Raw genomic sequence first — 23,568 nt, 5'->3', positions numbered from 1 at the left:
GTATATCGGGGATTGCCACGCTACGCTCGCAATGACGAGTCTTTTGGGTTTCAAAACAGAGAAACTAATCTCTGATCACAAATCTCTAACCTCTAATACCTACCCCTTCTTAAATTTCATAGCCAGTTGTGCCAGCATATCATCGTTAACAGGCTTAGCCGGTTCTTCTTTCTTTTTAAAAGGCTTATTGTATTGCTGGTTGCCGCCCTGGTTTACATTAGGGCTGCTTTTTGGTGCATTGTTCTGGAAAGCAGGTTTAGCGGCTTGTTGCTGCCCTTCACCGGTTGCCATTTGCTGCGCGCGATTTTGGTATCGCTCGGCAGCTTTTTTGGCGTTCCAGCGTTTGTATATCTCTTCCAGCTTACGTTTGGTGTACAGCGGGAAATCGCCCTGCATCATCCACGAGTAGTAGCTTGGCTCAACGTTAAGTACATCTTCAACGCGTTTGCCTTTGTGCTTACCAAAGTTAATGGTTTCTTCGCCTTGTTCGTTGTAAACCATGCGGCCGGCAAAATCAACAGGGCGACTTAGGTTGGTAAATTTGTGCAACGCTTCTACATCGCCCACAACAGGTACGCTTTTGTTACCTTTTTTATCTTCCCACTCCACATCGGCATATTTCTCTATCTGCGCCAGCAAAACTTCCATAGTGGCGCGGGTATCGGCCTCTGCAGAGTGTGCGTTGATGATCTCTTTTTGGCAGTAGAACTGGTACGCAGCTTTAAGCGTACGCTGCTCCATCTGGTGGAAAATGTTCTGCACATCCACAAAGTGGCGGTTATCAAGGTCAAAATTGACACCTGCACGCAAAAACTCTTCCATCAGCATCGGGATATCAAATTTGTTAGAGTTGTATCCGGCAAGGTCGCTCTCGTGGATAAAATCGGCTATCTCCTGGCCCAGCTCAACAAACTGTTTCTCGTTAGCAATGTGCTCATCATATATACCATGTACTAAAGATGACTCAAGCGGGATTGGCATACCGGGGTGTACACGCCATGTACGGGCCTCATCGGTACCATCAGGGTGCAACTTAATTACAGATATTTCAACTATGCGGTCGGCACCAATATTGGTTCCGGTAGTTTCAAGGTCGAAAAATGCAAGCGGACGCTTTAATTGTAGTTTCATTATAACTTGTAAGTATTACAAAGGTGCCAAAAACAGCTTCATTTTTCTTATTTAATTTTAAGTAATTTTTAATATTTTCAAGTCAATAATTAATGCCTAAACTATATGTATAAATTTTTACTCAACCTGCTGGTAATCATCTGCATTGCCACATTTGCACAAGCGCAGGATTTCCCCTTCGGTAAATTTACCGTTGAAGAATTACAACAAAAAAACTACAAGAACGATACATCTGCGCATGCTTACGTATTAAACGAATTTGGGTCGACCCGCATTGATATGGGCAATAACGACCGTATAAATATGTTTTTTAAGTATCACGTTAAGATCAAAATATTAGATAGCAAAGCTTTTGATAAAGGTACCATCACTATCCCATTTCGCAGCTACGATGAAATAATTGAAGATGTGATGGATATTAAAGCCACTACAACTTATACTGACGATGCCGGCGGCATTAGAACCGCCGAGCTCGATGCAAGCAAGATTTACACAACAAGCCTGAACAAATACTGGAAAGAGATAAAATTTGCCATGCCTAACCTGCGCAATGGCTGTATTATTGAATATTCATACACAAAGATCATCCCTGGGTTCTATAGCTTTCCGTCATGGGATTTTCAGAGTGATATCCCCAAAATATACTCAGAATACCAGGTACATATACCCGCCTTTTGGACTTATACAGCTATGATGCGCGGAGGCTTAAAGCTCACTAAAAACACATCAGAGGTTGAGAGAGAATGCTTTAGTGCCCGCGGTGCAAAATGCGATTGCTCTTTCATGTCATACGGTATGGGAGATATCCCGGCTATGATAGAAGAAGATTACATGACAGCACCAAAGAACTTCCTGTCTGCCGTTTACTTTAACCTGCAGGAGTGGGTAAACCCCATGACCGGGGCTAAACAACGCGTAACCAAAGAGTGGGCCGATATTGATTACAACCTTAAACATGACGATTATTTTGGGTCTCAGATAAAAAAGAACCTGATGAAACCATACCTGTTGCCCGTAGTTGCAGGTGCTAAAGATGACCTTTCAAAAGCCATTGCCGTATATCAGTACATCCAAAAAACAATTAAATGGAACGGTATCGTATCTACCGGTAGCGACAATGTGCGCAAAGCACTTGATACCCATAGCGGCCATGTTGGCGATATAAACCTTGCGTTAGTGGCAGCGCTAAATTCGGCAGGTATAAAAACGGATGCCGTACTGCTATCAACACGTGATAATGGTACGGTTAACCGCCTTTACCCGGTTGAACGCGAATTTAACTATGTAATAGCTAAAGCCACCATTGGCACCGAAGAGTATTTACTTGATGCCAGCGACCCCTTGCTGCCTTTTGGTACCCTGCCTATGCGATGCCTTAACGACCAGGGGCGTGTTATTTGCTTCGACAAGCCATCGTACTGGATGGATCTGAACAACAAACAACGTAAAATAACCACCAGCGCGCTTGACCTTACCTTGCAAACTAACGGCAAGCTAAAAGGCACCATCACCACCTACTCAAGCGGGTACGATGGTTACCTTAAACGCCAGGCCATCAAAAAATTTAACTCAACAGACGAGTATGTAGAGAACCTTGATGAACGTTTAACCCACGTAAAGATCCTAAAATCTGAGTTTGGTAACCTGCATAGCCTTGACCAGCCATTGAGCGAGAAGTATGACGTAGAGATAGACCTTTACAACGGCTTAAACCACGATAGAATGGCCTTTAACCCAATTATTTTAGACAGGATGGTTGATAATCCCTTTAAACTGCAAGACCGCGCTTACCCTGTTGACCGTGGCATGCCATCAAGCAGCCGTTACATTATCACTATGCACCTGCCCGCCGGTTATGGTATCGAGAGCGCACCGCAACAGGCCAATATCGCTTTGCCAAACAAAGGCGGCCGTTTTATGACAGATTTTAGCGGCGAAGGCAGCAACTTCTCTTACTCAAACGTTATGCAGTTTGATAAAGCCATTTACGCCCCCGAAGAATACCCTTACCTTAAAGAATTGTATAACAAGATCATCGCCTCAGAAAAAGCCGAGATAGTGTTTAAGAAAAAATCATGAGACGCATTTGTACTTTGTTAATACTTCTGCTGCCGGCAATAACTGCTAAGGCACAGGATAATTACGCCGTTAATCTTATCCCTAAGGAGCTGCTACCTTATACAAGCTCGGTTATACGTAACCAGAGTGTTGTTACCGAGATAAAGGATGCAGGCAGCATGGTGTATCGCATAAAAAAAGCCATCACTATACTTAATAAAAATGGCGATGACGATGCCCGGATAGTTTTATTTTATGATAAGAGCCGCGCCATTAAGAGTATTAAAGGTGCTACTTATGACGAGTTTGGTAAGCTGGTAAATAAGTTTTCTGAACGGAATTTTAATGATGAAGGCACTACGGATGGTTTTTCGTTATACCAGGATTCGAGGGTTAAACATTATTTGCCATCAATTGCATCATACCCGTATACAATTGAGTACGAGGTGGAAATGCGCTATAAACAAACCTTGGTTTTGCCGGATTGGCGCCCCATGCCTGATGCTAGTATCGCTGTTGAAAAAAGCAGCTACACATTTGCCTGTAAACCCGATTTTAAGATAAGTTATAAAGAGATAAACATGCCGGCTAAAATGACCACCGGCAAAAACCAGGAGGGATTAACTACCTACAACTGGCAGGTAAGCAACCTAAAAGCTTATCGTAGCGAGCCTTACAGCCCTATTGCAGAGAACTACTTAAGCAAAGTAAAAATAGCACCCAAAACGTTTACTTACAGCGGCATACCCGGCACGTATAGCAACTGGAACGATCTTGGCCGCTGGGAATATGACAACCTGCTTAAAGGCCGCCAGGACCTGCCTCAATTTGCAAAGGACCAGGTAAAAGAGCTTACAGCAAATATCAGCGACCCTAAGCAAAAAGCTAAAAAGATCTACGAGTACATGCAAAGCAAAACCCGCTATATCAGCGTGCAAATAGGTATAGGCGGTTTTCAACCGTACCCCGCATCAGAGGTGGATAAGCTTAATTACGGTGATTGTAAAGGCCTGGTGAATTATACCCAGGCATTGTTAGAAGCTGCCAATATCCCGGCATGGTATTGCGTTGTGGAAGCCGGATCGAACAAAACAAGCATGCTTAATGATTTTGCCACCATGGACCAGGGGAACCACATCATCCTATGCCTGCCTTTTAAAAACGATACCACTTTTTTAGAATGTACCAGCCAAAAGATCCCCTTCGGCTTTTTAAGCAACTTTACTGATGACCGTACCGTGTTGGCTTGTACGCCTGAGGGTGGTAAACTAATGCGCACCCCAAAATATACCACAGCCCAAAACCTGCAAACACGAAATGCACAATTCAGCATTGCAGATAATGGTGACCTTAGCGGCGATATGGTAACCATATATAAAGGCACGCAATATGATAACCCTGAGCAATTAGTAGGTGAGCCATTTAACGAGCAGGTTAAGTGGTTGCGGAAAGAATACAATAACATTAGCAACCTGGAGATAGAAAAATTTAACCTTAAGCAGGATAAACAAGAAATGCCGGTTGCCACAGAGACCATTAAACTTAACGCAGCTGACTTTGCATCGGCAGATAACGGGAAGCTTTATTTCTCGTTGAACCCGGTTAACCGTATGCGCTCGTTAAAAGATGTACGCAACCGCATAAATCCGGTTTATATTAACCGCGGTTATACTGATGAAGATGAGATAACTTATACATTACCCAAGGGCTATCGCCCCGATAGCGACCCATGGGTAGTGAACCTGTCGCAGCCATTTGGCAAGTATCGCGCAAGCGTAACCATTACCGGCGATAAACTGATATACAAACGCCGTATAGAGATTATTGACGGCACTTATGATAAAGAGGTTTACAGTAAACTGGTTGAGTTTTACCAGAAAATAGCTGATAACGACGCGTATACGGTATCGTTGGTAAAAAACTAAACTGTTAGCTAAAGATAATGATACCTAAAATGATGCCAACGATCATGATAACGTAAAGCATAATTTCGGTACCGGCAAAGCGCTTGTATTTTGTCCAGAAAGAGTAATCGTGCTTTTGCTTTGGCATAAGGCCTCAAAGTTAAGAAATATCTTAGTTTGGGGGCTTTTAAATATCAGGTTACTGGCCGCTGCCAATTTGTGCGCTGGCGGTAGGATCTACCACTATTGACCCTGCGCGAGAAAAGTACTTATAAATACCGATATCATGCAGCCTTGCTATCATTACGCCTTTGCGGGTACTGGCATGTACAAAATAGCCATTCTGCAGGTACACGCCTACGTGGCTAAATTGCTTGCCATCAAAATCAAAGAAAACCAGGTCTCCTTCTTGCAATTCTTCCTCATATTTACGTTTAATGATATTTACCTGGGTAGCGCAGGTACGCGGTACAGATTGGTCATACACCTGCAGTTGCAATAAAAACACCAGGCCCGAGCAGTCTACTCCGTCCTTATCCATCCCACCAAAACGGTAAGGCGTACCGTACCATTCGTCAATAAAGCTGTATAAACGCCCATTCTGTATATCGCCGCGACTGATACCCATCAGGTTTGAATACTTCTCGGCTATGCTCTTATCGGGCTTTACCATTACATACGGGCCACGTTTCACCGGTATAGCACCGTTTGCATAGTCGGCCGATTTACGTGGCGTTAATTTATGCGAACAAGAAGAGAATATAGCAATGGCCGCGCAGAACAAAAGCAGCCTATAGTAGCGGATAGATATCATGCCCTAAAGATATCTGTAATGGATAAAACGTTACAATGGATGTTTTAAACATTTTAACAATGAGCGGTAAATGTGCAGATTTCAGATGTGCAGGTGTGCAAATGAAAAGCCCCTATAAGTACGATGTCATTTCGAGCGAGCAGAAGAGCGGGCCTATGCACGAGGGCGACGAGAAATCTTCTACAAGCGACAAATAACGCAAGTATCGCGCGTAGAAGATTTATCTACGATGAGCTCCACTTCGTTCCGGTTCTCCTCGCTATCGCTCGTTCGAAATGACATCGTGTTTGGTAAAGTTGAGAAGCATCTGCACATTTGAAATCTGCACACCTGCACATCTACAATCAACTCTTTATCAGCCTTTGTATCTCATCCAGCTTCATAAGCGCCTCAACCGGCGTTAATGTATTCACATCCAGGTTATTCAGCGTGTCGCGGATCTTCACCAGTACAGGATCATCTATCGAGAACATCTGCATCTGTACGGCTTGTTTCTGCACCTTGCGGATACTTTCTTTTATGTGTTCGCCGCCGGTGCGTTCGTTCTCGAGTTTCTTTAAAATCTCATTGGCCCGTGTTAAAACCTTTGGCGGCATACCCGCAAGTTTGGCCACATGGATCCCGAAGCTATGCTCGCTGCCTCCCGGCACCAGTTTACGCAGGAAGATGATCTGTTGTCCAACCTCCTTTACCGATACGTTATAGTTCTTGATACGGTTAAAGCTGTTGCTCAGCTCGTTCAGTTCGTGGTAGTGGGTGGCAAAAAGTGTTTTGGCTTTTGCTGCCGGGTGGTTATGCAAAAACTCGGCAATGGCCCAGGCAATGGAGATACCATCGTAGGTTGAGGTACCTCGGCCAATTTCATCCAGCAGGATCAAACTGCGGTCGCTAAGGTTATTGAGAATACTGGCTGTCTCGTTCATCTCCACCATAAAGGTCGATTCGCCTGATGACAGGTTATCTGATGCCCCTACCCTTGTAAATATCTTATCAACCAAACCCACCGATGCCGATTTAGCCGGAACAAAGCAACCCATCTGGGCCATCAGAACAATGAGGCCTGTTTGCCTCAGCAATGCCGACTTACCTGCCATGTTGGGGCCGGTGATGATAATGATCTGCTGCGACTCCGAATCCAAAAAAACATCGTTAGTGATATATTCCTCACCCAGCGGCAGGTTCTTTTCTATCACAGGGTGGCGGCCGCCTTTAATATCCAGCACGCGCGTATCGTTCACATTAGGCTTTACGTAGTAATTTTTAATGGATATGGTAGCAAAGTTAAGCAGCACATCCAAACGCGCTATTAGCGAAGCATTAAGCTGTATAGGCTTAATGTATTCGGCCAGTGTGTAAAGCAGGTCGTTGTATAACTTAGTTTCAAGCGCAAGGATCTTTTCCTCGGCGCCTAATATCTGTTCTTCGTACTCTTTAAGCTCAGGGGTAATGTAGCGCTCAGCATTCACCAGCGTTTGCTTGCGGATCCAATCCGCAGGTACCTTATCGCGGTGACTGTGCGTAACCTCAAGATAATATCCAAACACGTTATTGAAAGATACCTTAAGTGACGGGATACCCGTTGCCTCTGCCTCGCGTTTCTGGATCTCTAACAGATAACCCTTACCGCCAAAAGCTATCTTGCGCAGGCGGTCCAGCTCTTCGTTTATGCCATCGTTCATTACCATACCCTTCACCATCATTACCGGCGGCTCGGGATGTAACTCACGCGCTATTTTTTCGCAGATTGACGTACACGGGTTTAACTGGTCACCAATGGCTTTTAGCGGTTCACTTAATGATGACTCGGCTGTTTTTTTGATGCTCTCGATAGCCAATAAAGCTTTCTTTAACTGGCAAACTTCGCGCGGATTGGCCTTCTGCAACCCTATCTTTGAGATCAGCCTTTCCAGGTCGCCTATCTGGCGTATCTGGTTCTGCAATTCCTCGCGCAGCTCTTCCTCGGCTATCAGGTATTCAACAACGCCAAGTCTGTCCTGTATGGGCTTAATTTCCTTAAGCGGCATAACTATCCATCTGCGTAGCATACGCGCGCCCATCGGCGAGCAGGTATTGTCCAGCACATCAACCAATGTGGTAGCGTTCTCGTTGGCAGAGCCTACCAATTCCAGGTTGCGGATGCTGAACCTATCCAGCCACAGGTAGCGGTCTTCCTCTATCCTGCTAATTGCCGATATGTGCTGCAAGTTGCGGTGCTCGGTCTCGTTCAAATAATGTAGCGCCACACCGGCAGCTACAATACCCAGGTTCAACTTATCAATACCGAAACCTTTTAGCGATTTTACACCAAAGTGCTTTAACAGCGTCTCGTTGGCATAGTCGCCGCTGTAAGGCCATTCATCAAGCATGTAGGTATAAAAGCGGTCGCCAAAGCTGCCGGTAAAATCACCTTTGCGGCTTTTAGGGAAAATGATCTCACTTGGCGAATAGCTTTGCAGCAACTTATCGATATAGTTTACACTACCCTGCGCGGTCAGGAACTCGCCGGTTGAAATATCTATCAGCGCAATGCCAATGCTGTTCTTCTCGAAATATAAAGAGGCCAGGTAGTTGTTGCTCTTTTGCTGCAGGATATTATCGCTAACGGCAACACCGGGCGTAACCAATTCGGTAACGCCGCGTTTCACAATACCCTTAACAGATTTAGGGTCTTCCAGCTGATCGCAGATAGCTACGCGCTGCCCTGCCCGCACCAATTTTGGCAAATAAGTCTCCAGCGAGTGGTGCGGGAAACCGGCCAGCTCGATATGCGAAGCGGCTCCATTGGCGCGGCGGGTAAGGGTTATACCCAAAATCCCCGAAGCCTTGATGGCATCGGCACCAAAAGTTTCATAAAAATCACCCACACGAAACAGCAGCAATGCGCCAGGGTATTTCGCCTTTATGGCGTTATATTGCTGCATTAACGGCGTTTCTTTCGTATCGCTCTTAGCCAATTTTGTCCTCGTTTTTATTAATCCGCTAATTTAATTTATTGCCCGCGGATATAGCGGATTGTGGAAAAGTTAAAGGGATGTGGAATAGAATTACAGAATTTTGGAATTGAAAATAATCAGACATTGCGTTCTCTTAAAAATAGGGCGTTGCCTGCGGCCGGGCTATCTGCTCATACGCGCACAGGCATTATGCGCGGGGCCGGTATCCGCTACTATCCCTAACGCATTTGTCTGCACCAGAAGTTTATCATTAAAACAAGGCTAAAAACCAGCAATTTATTTCCGCCTATCAACCAAGAACCGTACTTTAGTACTATTAAAATCTCTTTATAAAATACTTACGCCTACAGCGCCTTTACCGGCAATGTATCATTTGTGCCCATCCCGGCACGGAGCATCAATTACTATTTTCAATTTTATAAAGAACACACATGAAACCTATTCATACTGTCGCGCTTATTGGCGGCACAGGTAAGGCAGGCAAATACCTGCTTAAACAATTACTACTACAAAATTTCCGGGTTAAATTATTGCACCGAAAACCGGAAACACTCCGTTTAAATAACCCGCTTATAGAGGTCATTAAAGGTGATGCACGCGATCACCATGCAATTGATATGCTTTTAAAAGGCTGCGATGCTGTATTGAGTTGCCTTAGCCAGCCTGTGGGTGAACCAACTATTTTTAGCGACGCTGCCCGTAATATTTTACAGGCGATGGGTAAACATAAAATCAGCCGCTACATTACCACTGCAGGGTTAAATGTAGATACCCCCACCGACAAAAAAAGTGCAACAACCCAATTTGGTACCAAATGGATGTACGAGAATTTCCCGCTAACAACCAAAGACCGGCAGGTGGAATACGAGTTATTAGCTGAAAGCGACACAGACTGGACAATGGTACGCCTTCCTCTTATCGAACAAACAGATCGTATAAGTGAGGTCAATGTCAGCTTAACGGACTGCTCCGGTAACAACATTAGCGCTACCAACCTTGCTTTATTTATGATAGCACAACTAACAAGTGAGGATTTTGCAAGACAAGCGCCCTTTATTGCAGATAAGTAAGTTTTTAATAACTGAGCGCCAGCAAGGGCGCTCAGTTTAATGTATTAACTAACACTGTTAAGATCGGTTGGATAGAGATTGGCTGAGGGTATTTCCGTCAGCTGCGTAGGAGTATGATCCTTAATACAGCAGCACTAATTCCAGAGATTAATTATCGGCCACTTCCGAATCTTCAAGAATATAGTAACCCAATGCTCCTTTTCTCACTTTTATGATAAGGTGTGTCGAGCGGCCCATTTTTTCATCATTTGTAAGCACATTTTTCTGATATCCGGCATACTCGATATCAACAGAAGCGGCAGATTTACCGAATCGTCTATGCTTGTTCAATATCAGCACTTTCTCGGTAATCACCTCACTACTGGCAAATGCGTTATTTATAAACAACGGAATACTGAATGCGAATGACGCACCAGCCAAAAACATGACCAACTTACCATCGTTACGTTTTGCAAATAGAGCAACGGCAATACCCAAAAAAATACCAAACAGCACAGACATTGTATAATCCATAAAAACCGGACGGAAAACCCCAAAAATTAAGAAAAAATTCAGCGTGCTGAATAATCCAAAAGCAATCCGAAACCACTTTATTATATTCTCCCGCCTCTTCTTTTCATCCTTTTTACGTTGAACTATCGATTGTTTCATTGCAAATATTAATCCGGTTATAAGTAACAATATAAAACAAAAAAAGCGGCATCACTGCCGCTTTCACTATATTCAATTGAGAACTAATCTTTGATTTCCAATCACTAACCAAAAATCACGGCCACACGCCAAGGTTTTGGTATGATACCGCAATTTTGTTGATAGCACCAACCATGGCTGCGTTACGCAGGGTACCGATGGCAGGGTTGCTTTTGTAGATCTCGCGGATCTCGTGGTAAGAACGGATCATGGTATCTTCCAGGCCCGAGTTTACCAGCTCTAACTCTGACGCACCTTTAACAATGGTAGCGCGTTGTATTGGTGTTAAAGCAATACCTGTAATACCTTCAACCATATTAACCAGGTTAAGGTTAGAGTTTTCCTCAAAACGGCGATTGATACGACCGAATGCTACGTGGCTCAAATTTTTCAACCACTCAAAATATGATACGGTAACACCACCGGCGTTAGCATACATATCAGGGATAATTAAACCACCGTTTTGGTAAAAGATCTCTTCAGCTTCTGGTGAGGTTGGGCCGTTGGCACCCTCAGCAATAACTTTTGCTTTGATGTTACGGATATTATTTACCGTGATCTGGTTCTCTAAAGCTGCAGGGACAAGGATATCACATGGCTGCTCAAGGCCTTCCATGGTGTTTTTAAACTCTTGTTTTGCACCGGCATAGCCCAGGATAGAACCTGTTGATTTACGGTGTTGGAAAACAGCCTCAACATCTAAACCATCGGCATTGTAAATAGCGCCCTCAAACTCGCAGATACCTACGATAAGCGCACCAAACTCTGATAAGAATTTAGCAGAGTAGTAACCCACGTTACCTAAACCTTGCACAATGATCTTTTTGCCAGATAAGCCGGTTGTTAAACCAATTCTTTCCATATCCTCGGCAACGCTAACACATTCGCGAACGGCAATAGCCACGCCACGACCGGTAGCTTCACGACGACCAGCGATACCGTGCAATGAAATTGGTTTACCTGTTACAGCGCCCAGTGCATCAAGCTGACCAGGGTTCATGGTTGCGTAAGTATCGGCAATCCAGCTCATTTCGCGCTCGCCCGATCCATAATCCGGTGCAGGTACGTCAATGCTTGGGCCAATGAAGTTTTTCTTTATCAGTTCAACCGTGTAGCGGCGGGTGATATTCTCTAATTCGCCAACGGTGTAGTTTTTTGGGTTAATTTTGATACCACCTTTAGCACCACCAAACGGAACGTTTACGATGGCACATTTGTAGGTCATTAGTGCTGCAAGGGCCATTACCTCGTCCTCGTTCACCATTTCACTGTAGCGGATACCACCTTTGGTTGGTGATTGGTGGTGAGAGTGCTCAACGCGCCATGCGTCGATAACCTCAAAACCATTGCCTTTACGTATAGGAAAGCGGAAACGGTAAACGCTGTTACAAGACTTTATCTGGTCTAATAAACCGGCATCGTGCTTAGTGAATTGCGCTGCGTGATCGAAGTTTTTACAAACGTCACCAAAGAAATGAGTTTCTTCAGTCGCAGTCGGGTTATTCGTGCTCATATTTAGAATTATTGAATTTTTATTAATTTCTTAAAAAAGTGCTCAAAGTTGGTGTATTTTTTACCAATATCGCAACTAAGAAAAAGATGGTGTTTTATTTACACCATGGGCCTTCAATACTAAAAACATCATTTAAACAATATAGAAGGCGTTTTTGATTTAATTTTCTTTTTCGATTTTTTTTAAGCGCCTGTCAATACTGAACAGGTAAATAGCCAAGCCAACAAAAACAATGGCAATGGTACCCACCACCACATAAATTTTGCCCGAGCTACGCAGCACATCCGCCATTTCAACATTTTTACCGCCTTGTGCCTTTACAGCAACAAAGCTTAACAACAGTACAATAAGGGATAATAGTTTCTTCATTTTTAGTTGATGGCGTTCTTTTTATGTTCAATTAAACGGATACGGTAACGGATAGTAGCTATCCAGAGTGATAATAGGCTCCAACCCAAAAACGCAGGGTAAAGTACCATACGCATGTGGCTGTCCAGGTCATACTTGTTAAAGCCGGGGTTACCGCCCGAGCCACCCGGGTGCAATGAATCTGTCATACGTGGCAGTACAAACAACAATACGATCATTATCGGGAAGGCGAAGATGTTGTAAATAGCAGAAATTTTGGCGCGGGTTTGCTCCTCGTCAATAGAGTTGCGAAGCACCAGGTAGGCGCAATACAACAAAAATGCAATAGCCGCACTGTTTTGCTTAGGGTCGCCGCTCCAGAACTCGCCCCAGGTGTATTTTGCCCAAAGCATGCCGGTTATTAAACCAAGGCAGTAAAATATCATGCCCGTGTTAACGCATTCTACCGCGGCAAGATCATGCTCCTCTTTGCCGGTGCGCAGGTATAAAACACTGTAGAACACCGAGATAACCAATGCTGTTAACATGGCCATCCACATAGGTACGTGGAAATAAAGGTTACGGATAGTTTCGTGCAGGATGTCCAGGCGGGGCACCTGAAAAAGCAGACCGGATATGAGTGTGTAGAACACCAGCACAACGGCCAATACCTTCCACCAGGTTTTGTATATAAACTTCATATCAAAAATATGGGGCAAAGGTAGCAATAAGATGCATCCTATTATATGCCCTGCGTCATAATTAGCAATGTTATACTATGCAAGCATAGTAGTTGAAAAAGTTGTGAGGTTTGGGGTTTTGTGTTGAGAAATTGTTAGCAGAGATTAATTTCAGAGATTAGAGGTTGGAGGTTGGTTTTAAAGATCAGAGGCTGGAGATTAGAGATTAGGTTACGTCAATTTTATATCCCAACAACAACTAATCTCTGATCACAAATCTCTAATTACTTATCACTCGGTTCATAATCTACCGGCAGCATGGCGGCCAGTTTTGATTTTGTCCAGGTGCCTTCATTAAGCGGAGCGTTCATTATCACAGAGCCATTCATGTCAAAGGCTGCAAAATCACCATTTAGGGTAATAACACTTGCTTCATAATTTGGCATATCAAGCGGGCGATACAGGTCTTTAAAATTTTGGCTCTCCAAACGTTTGTTATATACCACGTACAAGTAATGCGGAAAGGTGATCACATAAATGCCCTCTTCTGCCGGTTTGCGTAAAACGGCCGCGGCGGAAAGGTTGGGGCGGGTTAAGTGCTCCTGGTACCACTTGGGCATGTTCTCCATGTTTATCCAAAACTGTGCAGAATCGCGGTTAAAGCCATTGAACTGCTTGATCTTCTTTTTTATCAACCACTCGGGGGCACGGTGCGGATCGGGGCTGCGCATAAAATCATATATCTCAAAGCCTTCCTGTTGCAGGCGGTTCTTGTATAATGAGCGGTAAAAATGCCTTGATGAACCGTAGTAAGCCTCGTCGCGTTTAGCCTTCCATTTTTTCTTTTGCTCGGCGCTGCCCGGCAGGTCCTCAAACAAAGCCTTCCCGGCATAGCTTATAATACCCGAGATGTTGTTACTGGTAAACTCTGCCAACAAAAATTTTACTTTGTAGCCGAGCGCGTAGTTCTCCACTTCTAAAAACTCATCTGTTGATGCCTCAAGCGTTTGTGTTTTGCGGGTGTACGATAAATTGAGTATCCGCGGATTGGCTACTTTGCACTGTTTGGCAGCATCATCATTACCAATAAATTCTTTCTTAAACTGCTCGTAATTCTTTTTCCAATCGGCATTACTGGTAATTACCACCTCGCGCATCATCATTACTTTGGGTACCAGGCTAATGTTTAGCTCAACCGTATTGTTATTTACCTGTACCTTTTGGTTATACTCTTCATAACCCAGTATGGTGACCACCAGATCATACTGACCGGGCTTTACGCCGCGCAGGGCAAAAGTACCATCATCGGCCGTGGCTGTACCATACGATGCATTGTTTAAAAACACACTGGCCTTGGCAACGGGGTTATTACTGCCCTGTGCGGTTACTTTACCGGTAATAACGCCGGTTTGCGCCAAAACAGCCATCGGGCACAACAAACAAATAAATAAAGTGAAGCGAAGTATCAATCGCGCCATAAAAAGGGGAATAATATGAGGGATGACGCTATTACTATTACATTTATTGCGAACAGTATACCAATATTATTCAGGCTTAGGCTACGGTCTATACCGTCCATAGCGGCCTTACTTACTTTTACCAGCAGCAGTATCACCGGTATCACCACCGGGAAGCTTAAAATAGCCATCAGTGTACCGTTATTGCCCGCCTTTGATGCGATGGCCGATATCATGGTGAACACTGTAGAAAAACTCATAGCACCCAATAGTACAGTGATGAAATAATAAAGGATATCATCAACCTTGTTAGGGAAAAATAGCAGGTAAACCAATAATGCCAGCACGCTCAGTAACGACATAAGCAGGGTATTATAAATGGTTTTTGAAAGGATAATAGCCTGCGGATGTGCAATAGTATAGTAATACAGCAAACGAGCCTTACTCTCCTGTAAAAAGCTCTTTGCAATGGCATTAACCGATGCAAACAGCATAATGATCCAGAAAAGGATATTCCAAACTATTGAATAGCCCGTGCTTTGCTTAAAACCGGGATTAAGGTTAAAAGAGATGTAACAAACAAACACTGTTGACACAATGTAAAGCAGGATACCATTGAAAGCGTATTTTGAACGCCACTCCAGGATGATCTCCTTCTTTAAAAGTTCGATAGTTTGCCCCGCCAGTTTCATGTCGCGAATTTACTGTAAAAAGTCTTAAGTTCTAAGTCTTAAGTCTGGAGTCTTAACTTACAAAAGATTGACTTAGGGCTTAAGACTTAGAACTTCAGACTTAAAAAACTACCTTAGCAGCATGAATAATTTGCGGTTAAATAATAAATGGGTTTTGGTTACGGGTGCATCATCGGGGCTTGGGCAAGAAATGGCCCGGCAACTGGCTACCATCCACAAAGCAAATTTGATCATTGCCGCGCGCCGTGCTGATAAACTTGAACAACTGAAAGCCGACCTGGAGAAAGCCGCGGGTGTGCAGGTAAAAGTTGTAGTAGCCGATCTATCCACCACCGAAGGTGCGGACCACGTAGTTGCGGAAAGCCTTGCCACCGGCGAACTGTACGGTGCAATCCTAAACGCAGGTGTTACTTACTTTGGCCGCCACAGCAAGTTAGAGTGGACACAATTTGAAGCCATTCTTAAAACCAACGTTATTGGCGTGGTACGCATGACTAACGCACTGGTAAAACATTTTGAGGAAAGTAAACAAGAAGGCGGGCTGATGCTGGTATCAAGCATGTCGGGCTTTTTCCCGGTGCCGTACCAAACAGCTTATTCGGCAACCAAAGCATTCATTAATGCATTTGGTAACGCGCTGCATAACGAACTGACCAATCCTAATTTTTCTATCACCGTATTTGCCCCGGGTGGCATTGCTACCGAGATGACCCACGGCGACGAATTTGGCGAACTGCGTGGCTGGCTGATGCCGGTAAAACAGGCTGCCAAAGAAGGTATACATGCCTTTGTTAGCCGCAAGTTTAACTACATACCGGGGCTGATGAACCGCGTGGGAAAAGTGTTCATGAACTTTTTGCCATCACGCTTTATCGGCAGCAAGATGAGTAAGGTTTACCTGAAATCTTTATTAAAATTCGAGCAGAAGTAAGCAGGTTATGGCTGAGGTTTATTATAGATCTCCATTGGGCATTACCCATATTGTTGAGGACGATGGCTTCATCAGTAAGGTGTCTATCCGTGATGAGGAAGGGTTGGAAGCCACCACAACCGATGTTGCTGTACTTAACCAAGCTATTAAACAACTTGATGAATATTTTGCCGGCACCCGCCGAGAGTTTGATTTGCCGTTGAAACAGCCCGGCTCAGATTTTCAGCAGGAAGTTTGGCAGGAGCTATTGCGCATCCCCTACGGCACCACCATTACTTACGGGCAGCAATCGCATAAAATGCAAAACCCGCTGGCCATCCGCGCTATTGCGGCAGCCAACGGGCGTAATCATTTATGGATAATAGTGCCTTGCCACCGGGTTATTGGCAGCAACGGTAGTTTAACCGGATATGCAGGTGGTATATGGCGCAAAAAATGGCTGCTGGAGCATGAGGCCCGTGTTGCAGGTGTTGGCCAAACTACACTGTTGTTTTAGTATCTACTTTACTCTTTAAAAGCTTCACTATTTTGGCGTGCAGTTCATGTGCTTCAAATGGCTTTGGCAGCACATCATTCATACCTGATGACATTGCCTCAACCTGCTCATGCTCAAATGCCGATGCTGATAGTGAGATGATAGGCACACTGCGCTTTGGCTCGGCAAAATCCATACGGATGGCGCGGGCAGCCTGGTAACCATTAAGGCCCGGCATGTGGGTATCCATCAGCACAAGGTCGTAATCATCTTCTTTCAGTTTCTCAAGCACTTTGTTGCCGTTATCAGCTATCTCGAACTCAATATTCCAGTCCTTGAGCATTTTTGATACCATAAACTGGTTGATCATATTATCCTCGGCAACCAGCACCCTCACATTGATGAACGGTGCTAACTTTTTGCCAACTTTAACAGGCTTAGGTGCGCTGCTATCATGTGCTATGTTAAACCAGTTGGTAAAGTTAAATACACTGCCCTCGCCTACTTTACTGCTTACGGTAAGTTCGCCGCCTTTAAGCTCAATCAGTTTTTTGGTAATTGTAAGCCCAAGGCCGGTACCACCGTATTTGCTGGCCGTATCATCTTCGGCCTGCTCAAACGATTCAAAAATTTTGCTCAGGCGTGCAGCAGGGATACCGATGCCCGTATCTTCAACACTAAATTTGAGTTTTACGCGGCTATCATCCATTTTTTGTAATACCGATACCTTTAGCTTAACATACCCCCTATCCGTAAACTTAAGGGCATTACTAATAAGGTTCATCAGTATTTGGTTTAACCGTAACGAGTCTACCTGTAAGGTTTGCGGCACATCGTTATCTACCTCTAATAAAAACTCAATATTTTTCTCGTCGGCCTGAAATTTCAACAAACCAAAAACGCTGCTAAGGATACCTCTGAGGTTATTTGGGGTACGTACGATACTGAATTTACCAGCTTCAATTTTTGAAAGATCAAGCACATCGTTTATCACACCCAATAAAGAGCGCGATGACGTTTCCATCATGGTGAGCAGGTTTTCCTGCTGCTCATCTATCTGCGTTTTCTTTAACAGATTTGTTAAGCCTATAATGCCGTTCACAGGTGTGCGCAGCTCGTGGCTCATATTGGCCAGGAAAGTCTCTTTCACTTTCTTACCATACTCCGCCGCCTCTTTTGATTTAATAAGCTGCTGCTGGTAACTCTTCTGCGGCGATACATCACTGATGTTCATAAAAATGGTACGGCCACGGTATGAGATACGGCACTCCGTCCATATCACACTTTTATTAAAGGTACCAAACTGAAACTCCACTACCGAAAAAGCCTGGTTGTCTTTGATGATCTCTCCCAACTTTTTCCTGAAGGCAGAGCGATCGCCCTCAACTGCAAAATCAACAACGCTTTTACCCATTGCCTCTTCAGGCGTGTATCCCAAAATGGTTTCAACTGCGGGGTTAATAGTTTGTATGCGCATGGTATCGGCGCTTACAGAACAGATAATATCGGCGCTGTTCTTTACCACTACCGCCATATTTTGCAGTTGCTCGTTCTTCTGCTTTATCTCGTCCTGGGTACGGGCTAATTGTATAAAGGCATCAACCTTGGCTGATGTTATATAAGGGTCAAGCGGTTTGTAAAGGTAATCTACCGCGCCGGCGCCAAAACCTTTAACAGCATATTTGGCATCTTTAGAAATAGCAGTAACGAAAATTACCAGGATATCTTTGGTGCGGGGGTTTGATTTAAGCATCTCCACCAGTTCAAAGCCATCCATTTCGGGCATCTGAACATCAACCAAGGCTATAGAGATATGGTTTTCCCAGGCAATTTTTAACGCATCATTAGGCGAAGTTGTTGTAAACAGCTTAATATCATCTCGCGTCAGCAAAGCCTCGAGGGCTATAATATTTTCCTCTCTGTCGTCAACAATAAGGATATTGATAGGGGTCATTTAAATTAGCTTGGGGTATCAGGTGGTGTTTGTAACAGCTCAAAAATATCGTTAGTTGATAATACGTACTCTGCAGCATGCATATCTATGGCAGACTGCGGCATCTCTGTCATTTCTGCATCGGCAGGGTCTTGTGCAATGGTTAATGCCCCGCCTTGTCGCAATTTAAGTAATCCCTCTGCCCCATCCTGGTTAGCTCCCGAAAATAAAACTGCCGTTACACGGTTTTTATAAACCTCGGCAACACTTTCAAAAGTAACATCGATAGAGGGCTTTGAATACCAAACTGCTTCAGATACATCCAGGCTAAAAAAACCTTCTTTCTCTACCAGGGAATGATAATTTGCCGGTGCAATATATATGGTATTACCATTTACAGGCTCTTTATCACTTATCTCCCGTAACAACATACGACTATTTTCGGCAAAGAGTTTCTCAATTTCCGAAAAAAAGTTTTTTTTACGATGGATAACGATGATCACCGTTTTGCTAAAATCAACCGGTAGCAACTTCACCAACTTAAACAGCAGCTTAAACGAACCCGCCGAACCGCCCAAAAGCAGCATTTGCGAGTTACGCCAACGTTGTTTTATATGTTCATCAAGAGCCAATTTTTTGGTAGATATTTTCTTTTTGGTTGATCACCTTAAACTTTTTGCGGAAAGCATCAGAGCGGATGGTTTCTTTATTACCCAGGCAAAGGTAACCCAACGGGCAAAGGCTTTTGTAAAACAGGTCTAATATGCGGTGCTGCAACTCGGTCTCAAAATAAATGAACACATTGCGGCAGCTTATCATCTGGAACTCGTTAAAGCCTGTATCAGATATCAGGTTATGTACAGAGAATAGTGTATTCTGTTTAAGCTCACTGTGGATAGCAGCTGCATCGTAAGCAATGGTAAAGTGATCTGTTAATGAACCAGGCAAACCGGTGAACAGGTAATTTTCGGCGTAGCTTTTTATTTTGCGCAGGCTGTAAATACCTTTTCTTGCCTCGTTCAACACTTCGGTGTTGATATCGGTACCGTAAATAAAAGAGCGTTTTAACAGCGCCTCTTCTTTAAGCAGTATAGCCAGCGAGTAAGCTTCTTCGCCCGATGAGCAACCCGCACACCAAACTTTTACATGCTGATAGGTGGAAAGATAAGGCACCACCTGGCTACGCAGGGCCTTATAAAAGGCCGGATCGCGGAACATCTCGGTTACGTTTACCGTTATCTCCTCTAAAAAGTACTGGAAGAAACTGTGATCATTAATGAGCAGGTGTTTTAGGTCATAAAACTCCAGCTTTTTAAGCATCAGGATACGGCCAATACGGCGTTTGAACGACGCTTCTGTATAGTCACTAAAATCAAAACCGTGGATCTTTTTTACAATATCTATCAGTTCTGTTAGCTGAGCATCGGTTATCGCATCTTTAGTAACGGGTATCTTCATATATTAACTATCCAACCACAACTGCATCAGCGAGATAAGCCTGTCCATATCTACCGGTTTAGTAATATAATCATTTGCACCGGCAGCTATACATTTCTCGCGGTCATCTTTCATGGCCTTTGCAGTTAAAGCGATAACAGGCAATTTCGCCCATTTGTTTTGCTTACGTATCTGCCTTGTAGCTTCATAACCATCCATTTTTGGCATCATGATATCCATTAACACTATATCAATATCGGTTACTTCTTCCAGTTTGGTTAAAGCTTCTTCGCCATCGTTGGCTATCTCTACTACCAGGTCGTAACTTTCTAACGCGCTGCTAAGGGCAAATATGTTACGCATGTCATCATCAACAATCAAAACCTTTTTACCCTTGATCGCGTCTTTTCCTTTAGTTATCATTTTCTGTTTCGGCTGTGAATTATTAGCTGTTTGAGGGGTATTTTCGCTTATTTTGTTCAAGAAGAGGTTCACCTCGTCTATTAACCTGTCTGATGACTTACTTGTTTTAACTACCATCGCATTTGCGTACTGCATTAAGCGATTTACTGAAGTTTTATCCAATTCCATGGCGGTATTGATAATAACCGGCAATGAAATAAATTTATCAACCTCTTTAATTTTGTCTAAAAGATCCAGTCCTGAAATGTCAGGAAGGTTCAGGTCAAGGATCACGCACTGGTAATCATGCTCGTGCAGCATACGGAATGCCGACTCACCATCAAATGCCTGGTCAACGGTGATACCCTGGCTCTGCATCAGGTCTTTTAGCGCCTGGCTTTGTGCCTTATGGTCTTCAACCAACAATATCTGGGTAAACTTGGTACCACTGCGGGCCATAATATCGCCAAACAGTTTATCCAGGGTTTCGGTATTTACCGGTTTCTTTAAGAAGCTGATAGCACCCTCTTTACGCACACGATTGGCCGCTGCCTCACCTGCCGACATTAAGTGTACCGGGATATGCAGCGTTTCTTCGTCTTGCTTTAATTCTTTCAATATTTGCCAGCCATCTTTACCCGGCAGCATAATATCTAATATAACGGCATCAGGCTGTTGCTCCTTAATAGTTTCAACGGCGTTGGTACCCTCGTTTATCAGTACCGACTTAAAGCCATGGTCACGGGCGTAATCTTGTAAAATGATAGCAAAATTCGGATCATCTTCAACAATTACTACAAACGGCTCATGACCAGGGTCAAGTTCTTTTTTAGGGACAGACTGCAGGAAGTTTTGCGCAGCAGGCTGGTAACTTTCAACCGTTGGTACAACTTCATCATCGTGCGATTCGAACTTAGCTTCAAACGGCAGGGTAAGCACAAACTCGCTGCCTACTCCCGGCTCGCTGCTTAGGGTAATATCGCCGCCCAATAACGTAGCCAGTTCGCGGCTGATGGAAAGGCCTAAACCTGTACCGCCGTACTTGCGGCTGGTTGAGCCATCTGCCTGCTGGAAGGCCTCAAAAATAATGCGTTGTTTATCGGCCGGGATACCAATACCGGTATCTTTTATTTTAAATGCTACGGTATTTGGCCTTACACCCGGCGTTGCAGTAATGCTGATAGAGCCACCCTCTGGTGTAAACTTAAAGGCATTTGATAACAGGTTTTTGATCACCTGCTCTGCCCTTTGCTTATCAGTACTTATGCTTTGCGGCACACCTGCGGCGCTGGTAGTAAAGTTGATGTTCTTGTTAGATGCCACCTCTGCAAACAGCGATTGTACATCGGCCAATATATCTGCTACTTTAACATCCTCGTTCTGCATATCCAACTTACCCGATTCAATTTTTGAAAGGTCGAGGATATCATTGATCAATGCCAACAGATCATTACCTGCGTTGAAAATTACGCTGGCGTATTTTATTTGGTCTTCGCTTAAGTTGAGCGGTTTGTTATCTTTTAAGATACGCGCCAGTACCAGGATACTGTTTAGCGGGGTGCGCAGTTCGTGGCTCATGTTGGCCAAAAACTCAGACTTGTACCTGCCGGTAGTCTCCAGTTCGTTTGCTTTTTGGGTAATGTTTTGGCGGGCCTCTTCAATAGCCTGGTTTTTCTCTTCCAGTAAACTTGCTTTCTCTTCCAGTTCGGCATTGATGGTACGAAGTTCTTCTTGCTGTACGCGCAACTCTTCTTCTGATGCCTGCAACATTTCTGTTTTGTTCATCAGTTCCTCGTTAGTAACACGCATTTCTTCTTGTTGCGCTTCAAGTTCTTCGGCTTGTTGCTGCGTTTCTTCAAAAAGATCGTGCATAATGGTGCGTGCCTGCGAAGTGTTTACCGCAACGGCAACATCATTTGAAATACGCTCGATGTATTCTTTTACCGCCGGATGGATCTCACCGCGGAAACCAAGCTCAAATACACCTTTTAGTTTTTTATCAAACAGGAAAGGCACTATAAAGGTCTCTATCTGTTCATCCTGTATAATTGAGGTGGTTAGTTGCAAACTATCGTTCAGTTTACCTTTTACAACTGCAGCCTTCTCATCCTTAGCTGCCTGGCCTATCCAACCTTCAGAGATGCGGATAGATTGTTTTATTTGCGAAGGATCTGCAAATGCGTACGAGGCATACAGATCAAGCTTTTCTTCATTATCGCTGTACAGGTACATGGTACCGCTAAATGCCTGGGCATAACGGCTTAGTTCGGTAAGGATGTTTTCAGAAAGCTCCTTTTCGCTTTGCTGGCCCTGCATTTTATCATTTAGATTGCTAATGCCCGTAAGCAGCCAGTTCTTGGCTTCGTTCTCTTCTAATACTTTCTCTAATTCTATATTGGCCAGGCGTACTTCTTCTTCTACTTTTTTCTGGCGTTTAAATGTGCCTTGTATGTAGTAGAACATGGTAATAACGATAGCCAGGAAGAAACCGCAACCACCAATAATGATCCAGATAGCCTGCGTTGACGCTCTTTCTGATGCCGCTTTGCGTTCATCAAGTAAAGTATTCTCTGATGATATTACGCGATTATTAATATCGCGAATGCTATCCATATTCTGCTTGCCACCCAAAAACATTTTGTTAGCAACCATATATTCCAAACCCATTTTTTCGCGGGTATCGATGTTGGTTTTTAACACCAATAGCTGGCGATTAACCAGATCCTTTAATGAGTCGATACGTTTAACCTGCGTAGGGTTATCTTTTACAAGATCGCTTAAGTTGTACAGGTTTTCTGTAATACGTGGTACTGCAGCGTTGTATGGGTCAAGGAAGGTTTTGTTGGCCGTTGCGCCGTAACCGCGCATGCCGGTTTCACCATCTATCAACAGTTGCAATACCTCGTTTGAAGTTTTGATCACCTTTTGGGTATGGTTAACCCACACGGTATCATCCTCAAGCTGTTTAATGCTTTTAAATGATAATACACCAACTATAAAAACAAGCACAATAGATATTGCAAAGCCTGCTAATACCTGGTTACGAAAGGAAAGCTTGAGCATAGAGAAGATTATGGTT

The 23,568-nt window shown here is 44.0% G+C and carries 20 protein-coding genes; 6 read left to right on the top strand and 14 right to left on the bottom strand.

The features are described from left to right. Window positions 1–99: 99 nt before the first annotated feature. Window positions 100–1,131 (bottom strand): 3'-5' exonuclease, encoded by a 1,032-nt coding sequence (locus D0C36_RS18305; RefSeq protein ID WP_117393106.1) that lies wholly within the window; start codon window positions 1,129–1,131, stop codon window positions 100–102. 105 nt (window positions 1,132–1,236) lie between these two features. Between D0C36_RS18305 and D0C36_RS18300 the strand changes: the two genes are divergently transcribed. Both D0C36_RS18300 and D0C36_RS18295 read left to right on the top strand, forming a co-directional pair. After that, window positions 1,237–3,210 carry a DUF3857 domain-containing protein gene (locus D0C36_RS18300; protein ID WP_117393105.1) on the top strand — a complete coding sequence of 658 codons (1,974 nt, stop codon included), beginning with the start codon at window positions 1,237–1,239 and terminating at the stop codon, window positions 3,208–3,210. Further along, on the top strand, window positions 3,207–5,114 hold the full coding sequence (locus D0C36_RS18295; protein ID WP_117393104.1) for a DUF3857 domain-containing protein: 1,908 nt from the start codon (window positions 3,207–3,209) through the stop codon (window positions 5,112–5,114). Before D0C36_RS18300 ends, D0C36_RS18295 begins: the two co-directional genes overlap by 4 nt. A 4-nt stretch (window positions 5,115–5,118) precedes the next feature. Here the strand turns inward: D0C36_RS18295 and D0C36_RS24890 are convergent, their stop codons facing one another. Then, window positions 5,119–5,241, bottom strand: a complete 123-nt coding sequence (locus D0C36_RS24890; protein ID WP_262512210.1) for a hypothetical protein — start codon at window positions 5,239–5,241, stop codon at window positions 5,119–5,121. Window positions 5,242–5,292: 51 nt separating this feature from the next. After that, the gene (locus D0C36_RS18290; protein ID WP_233524517.1) at window positions 5,293–5,907 is read right to left on the bottom strand and encodes a C40 family peptidase; all 615 of its coding nucleotides are present in this window, start codon (window positions 5,905–5,907) and stop codon (window positions 5,293–5,295) included. Between the two features lie 59 nt (window positions 5,908–5,966). Between D0C36_RS18290 and D0C36_RS24585 the strand changes: the two genes are divergently transcribed. After that, window positions 5,967–6,104 (top strand): hypothetical protein, encoded by a 138-nt coding sequence (locus D0C36_RS24585; RefSeq protein WP_158557142.1) that lies wholly within the window; start codon window positions 5,967–5,969, stop codon window positions 6,102–6,104. Window positions 6,105–6,251: 147 nt separating this feature from the next. Here D0C36_RS24585 and mutS read toward each other — a convergent pair whose 3' ends face one another. Beyond that, window positions 6,252–8,861 carry a DNA mismatch repair protein MutS gene (gene mutS, locus D0C36_RS18285; RefSeq protein ID WP_117393103.1) on the bottom strand — a complete coding sequence of 870 codons (2,610 nt, stop codon included), beginning with the start codon at window positions 8,859–8,861 and terminating at the stop codon, window positions 6,252–6,254. Window positions 8,862–9,292: 431 nt separating this feature from the next. On the opposite strand from mutS, the gene D0C36_RS18280 reads away from it, so the two are divergent. Then, complete coding sequence (locus D0C36_RS18280) at window positions 9,293–9,931, top strand: NAD(P)-dependent oxidoreductase (protein ID WP_117393102.1); 639 nt, start codon at window positions 9,293–9,295, stop codon at window positions 9,929–9,931. Between the two features lie 147 nt (window positions 9,932–10,078). On the opposite strand, the gene D0C36_RS18275 is transcribed toward D0C36_RS18280, so the two are convergent. The 6 genes from D0C36_RS18275 to D0C36_RS18250 all read right to left on the bottom strand — a co-directional run bounded on the left by D0C36_RS18275 (window position 10,079) and on the right by D0C36_RS18250 (window position 15,311). Next, the gene (locus tag D0C36_RS18275) at window positions 10,079–10,582 is read right to left on the bottom strand and encodes a hypothetical protein (protein WP_117393101.1); all 504 of its coding nucleotides are present in this window, start codon (window positions 10,580–10,582) and stop codon (window positions 10,079–10,081) included. Between the two features lie 115 nt (window positions 10,583–10,697). Further along, the gene (locus D0C36_RS18270) at window positions 10,698–12,134 is read right to left on the bottom strand and encodes a Glu/Leu/Phe/Val family dehydrogenase (protein ID WP_117393100.1); all 1,437 of its coding nucleotides are present in this window, start codon (window positions 12,132–12,134) and stop codon (window positions 10,698–10,700) included. Window positions 12,135–12,293: 159 nt separating this feature from the next. Then, window positions 12,294–12,503 carry a CcmD family protein gene (locus D0C36_RS18265; protein WP_117393099.1) on the bottom strand — a complete coding sequence of 70 codons (210 nt, stop codon included), beginning with the start codon at window positions 12,501–12,503 and terminating at the stop codon, window positions 12,294–12,296. A 2-nt stretch (window positions 12,504–12,505) separates the two neighbouring features. Next, window positions 12,506–13,174, bottom strand: coding sequence for a cytochrome c biogenesis protein (locus tag D0C36_RS18260; protein ID WP_199502076.1), 669 nt, complete (start codon window positions 13,172–13,174; stop codon window positions 12,506–12,508). Window positions 13,175–13,446: 272 nt separating this feature from the next. Further along, window positions 13,447–14,640 (bottom strand): carboxypeptidase-like regulatory domain-containing protein, encoded by a 1,194-nt coding sequence (locus D0C36_RS18255; RefSeq protein WP_117393097.1) that lies wholly within the window; start codon window positions 14,638–14,640, stop codon window positions 13,447–13,449. Continuing rightward, complete coding sequence (locus D0C36_RS18250) at window positions 14,628–15,311, bottom strand: heme exporter protein CcmB (protein ID WP_117393096.1); 684 nt, start codon at window positions 15,309–15,311, stop codon at window positions 14,628–14,630. The genes D0C36_RS18255 and D0C36_RS18250 overlap by 13 nt, the downstream gene beginning before the upstream one ends. Before the next feature lie 121 nt (window positions 15,312–15,432). Between D0C36_RS18250 and D0C36_RS18245 the strand changes: the two genes are divergently transcribed. Both D0C36_RS18245 and D0C36_RS18240 read left to right on the top strand, forming a co-directional pair. Further along, on the top strand, window positions 15,433–16,242 hold the full coding sequence (locus D0C36_RS18245) for an SDR family NAD(P)-dependent oxidoreductase (RefSeq protein ID WP_117393095.1): 810 nt from the start codon (window positions 15,433–15,435) through the stop codon (window positions 16,240–16,242). A 7-nt stretch (window positions 16,243–16,249) separates the two neighbouring features. Then, window positions 16,250–16,738: a methylated-DNA--[protein]-cysteine S-methyltransferase gene (locus tag D0C36_RS18240; protein WP_117393094.1), complete on the top strand. Its 489-nt coding sequence runs from the start codon at window positions 16,250–16,252 to the stop codon at window positions 16,736–16,738. On the opposite strand, the gene D0C36_RS18235 is transcribed toward D0C36_RS18240, so the two are convergent. The 4 genes from D0C36_RS18235 to D0C36_RS18220 are packed head-to-tail and all read right to left on the bottom strand — an operon-like array spanning window position 16,722 to window position 23,552. After that, window positions 16,722–18,671, bottom strand: coding sequence for a response regulator (locus D0C36_RS18235; RefSeq protein ID WP_117393093.1), 1,950 nt, complete (start codon window positions 18,669–18,671; stop codon window positions 16,722–16,724). The genes D0C36_RS18240 and D0C36_RS18235 overlap by 17 nt on opposite strands. Window positions 18,672–18,676: 5 nt before the next feature. Continuing rightward, the gene (locus D0C36_RS18230; RefSeq protein ID WP_117393092.1) at window positions 18,677–19,282 is read right to left on the bottom strand and encodes a chemotaxis protein CheB; all 606 of its coding nucleotides are present in this window, start codon (window positions 19,280–19,282) and stop codon (window positions 18,677–18,679) included. Beyond that, a complete protein-coding gene (locus D0C36_RS18225; RefSeq protein ID WP_117393091.1) occupies window positions 19,272–20,108 on the bottom strand; it encodes a CheR family methyltransferase in 837 nt (278 codons plus the stop codon). The genes D0C36_RS18230 and D0C36_RS18225 overlap by 11 nt, the downstream gene beginning before the upstream one ends. Window positions 20,109–20,111: 3 nt before the next feature. Further along, the gene (locus D0C36_RS18220; protein ID WP_117393090.1) at window positions 20,112–23,552 is read right to left on the bottom strand and encodes a response regulator; all 3,441 of its coding nucleotides are present in this window, start codon (window positions 23,550–23,552) and stop codon (window positions 20,112–20,114) included. Window positions 23,553–23,568 lie beyond the last annotated feature (16 nt).

Source organism: Mucilaginibacter conchicola (genome assembly GCF_003432115.1).
Lineage (GTDB): Bacteria > Bacteroidota > Bacteroidia > Sphingobacteriales > Sphingobacteriaceae > Mucilaginibacter > Mucilaginibacter conchicola.
The sequence above is the reverse complement of the archived record's forward strand: the minus strand, read 5'-3'. Positions and strand labels throughout refer to the sequence as shown.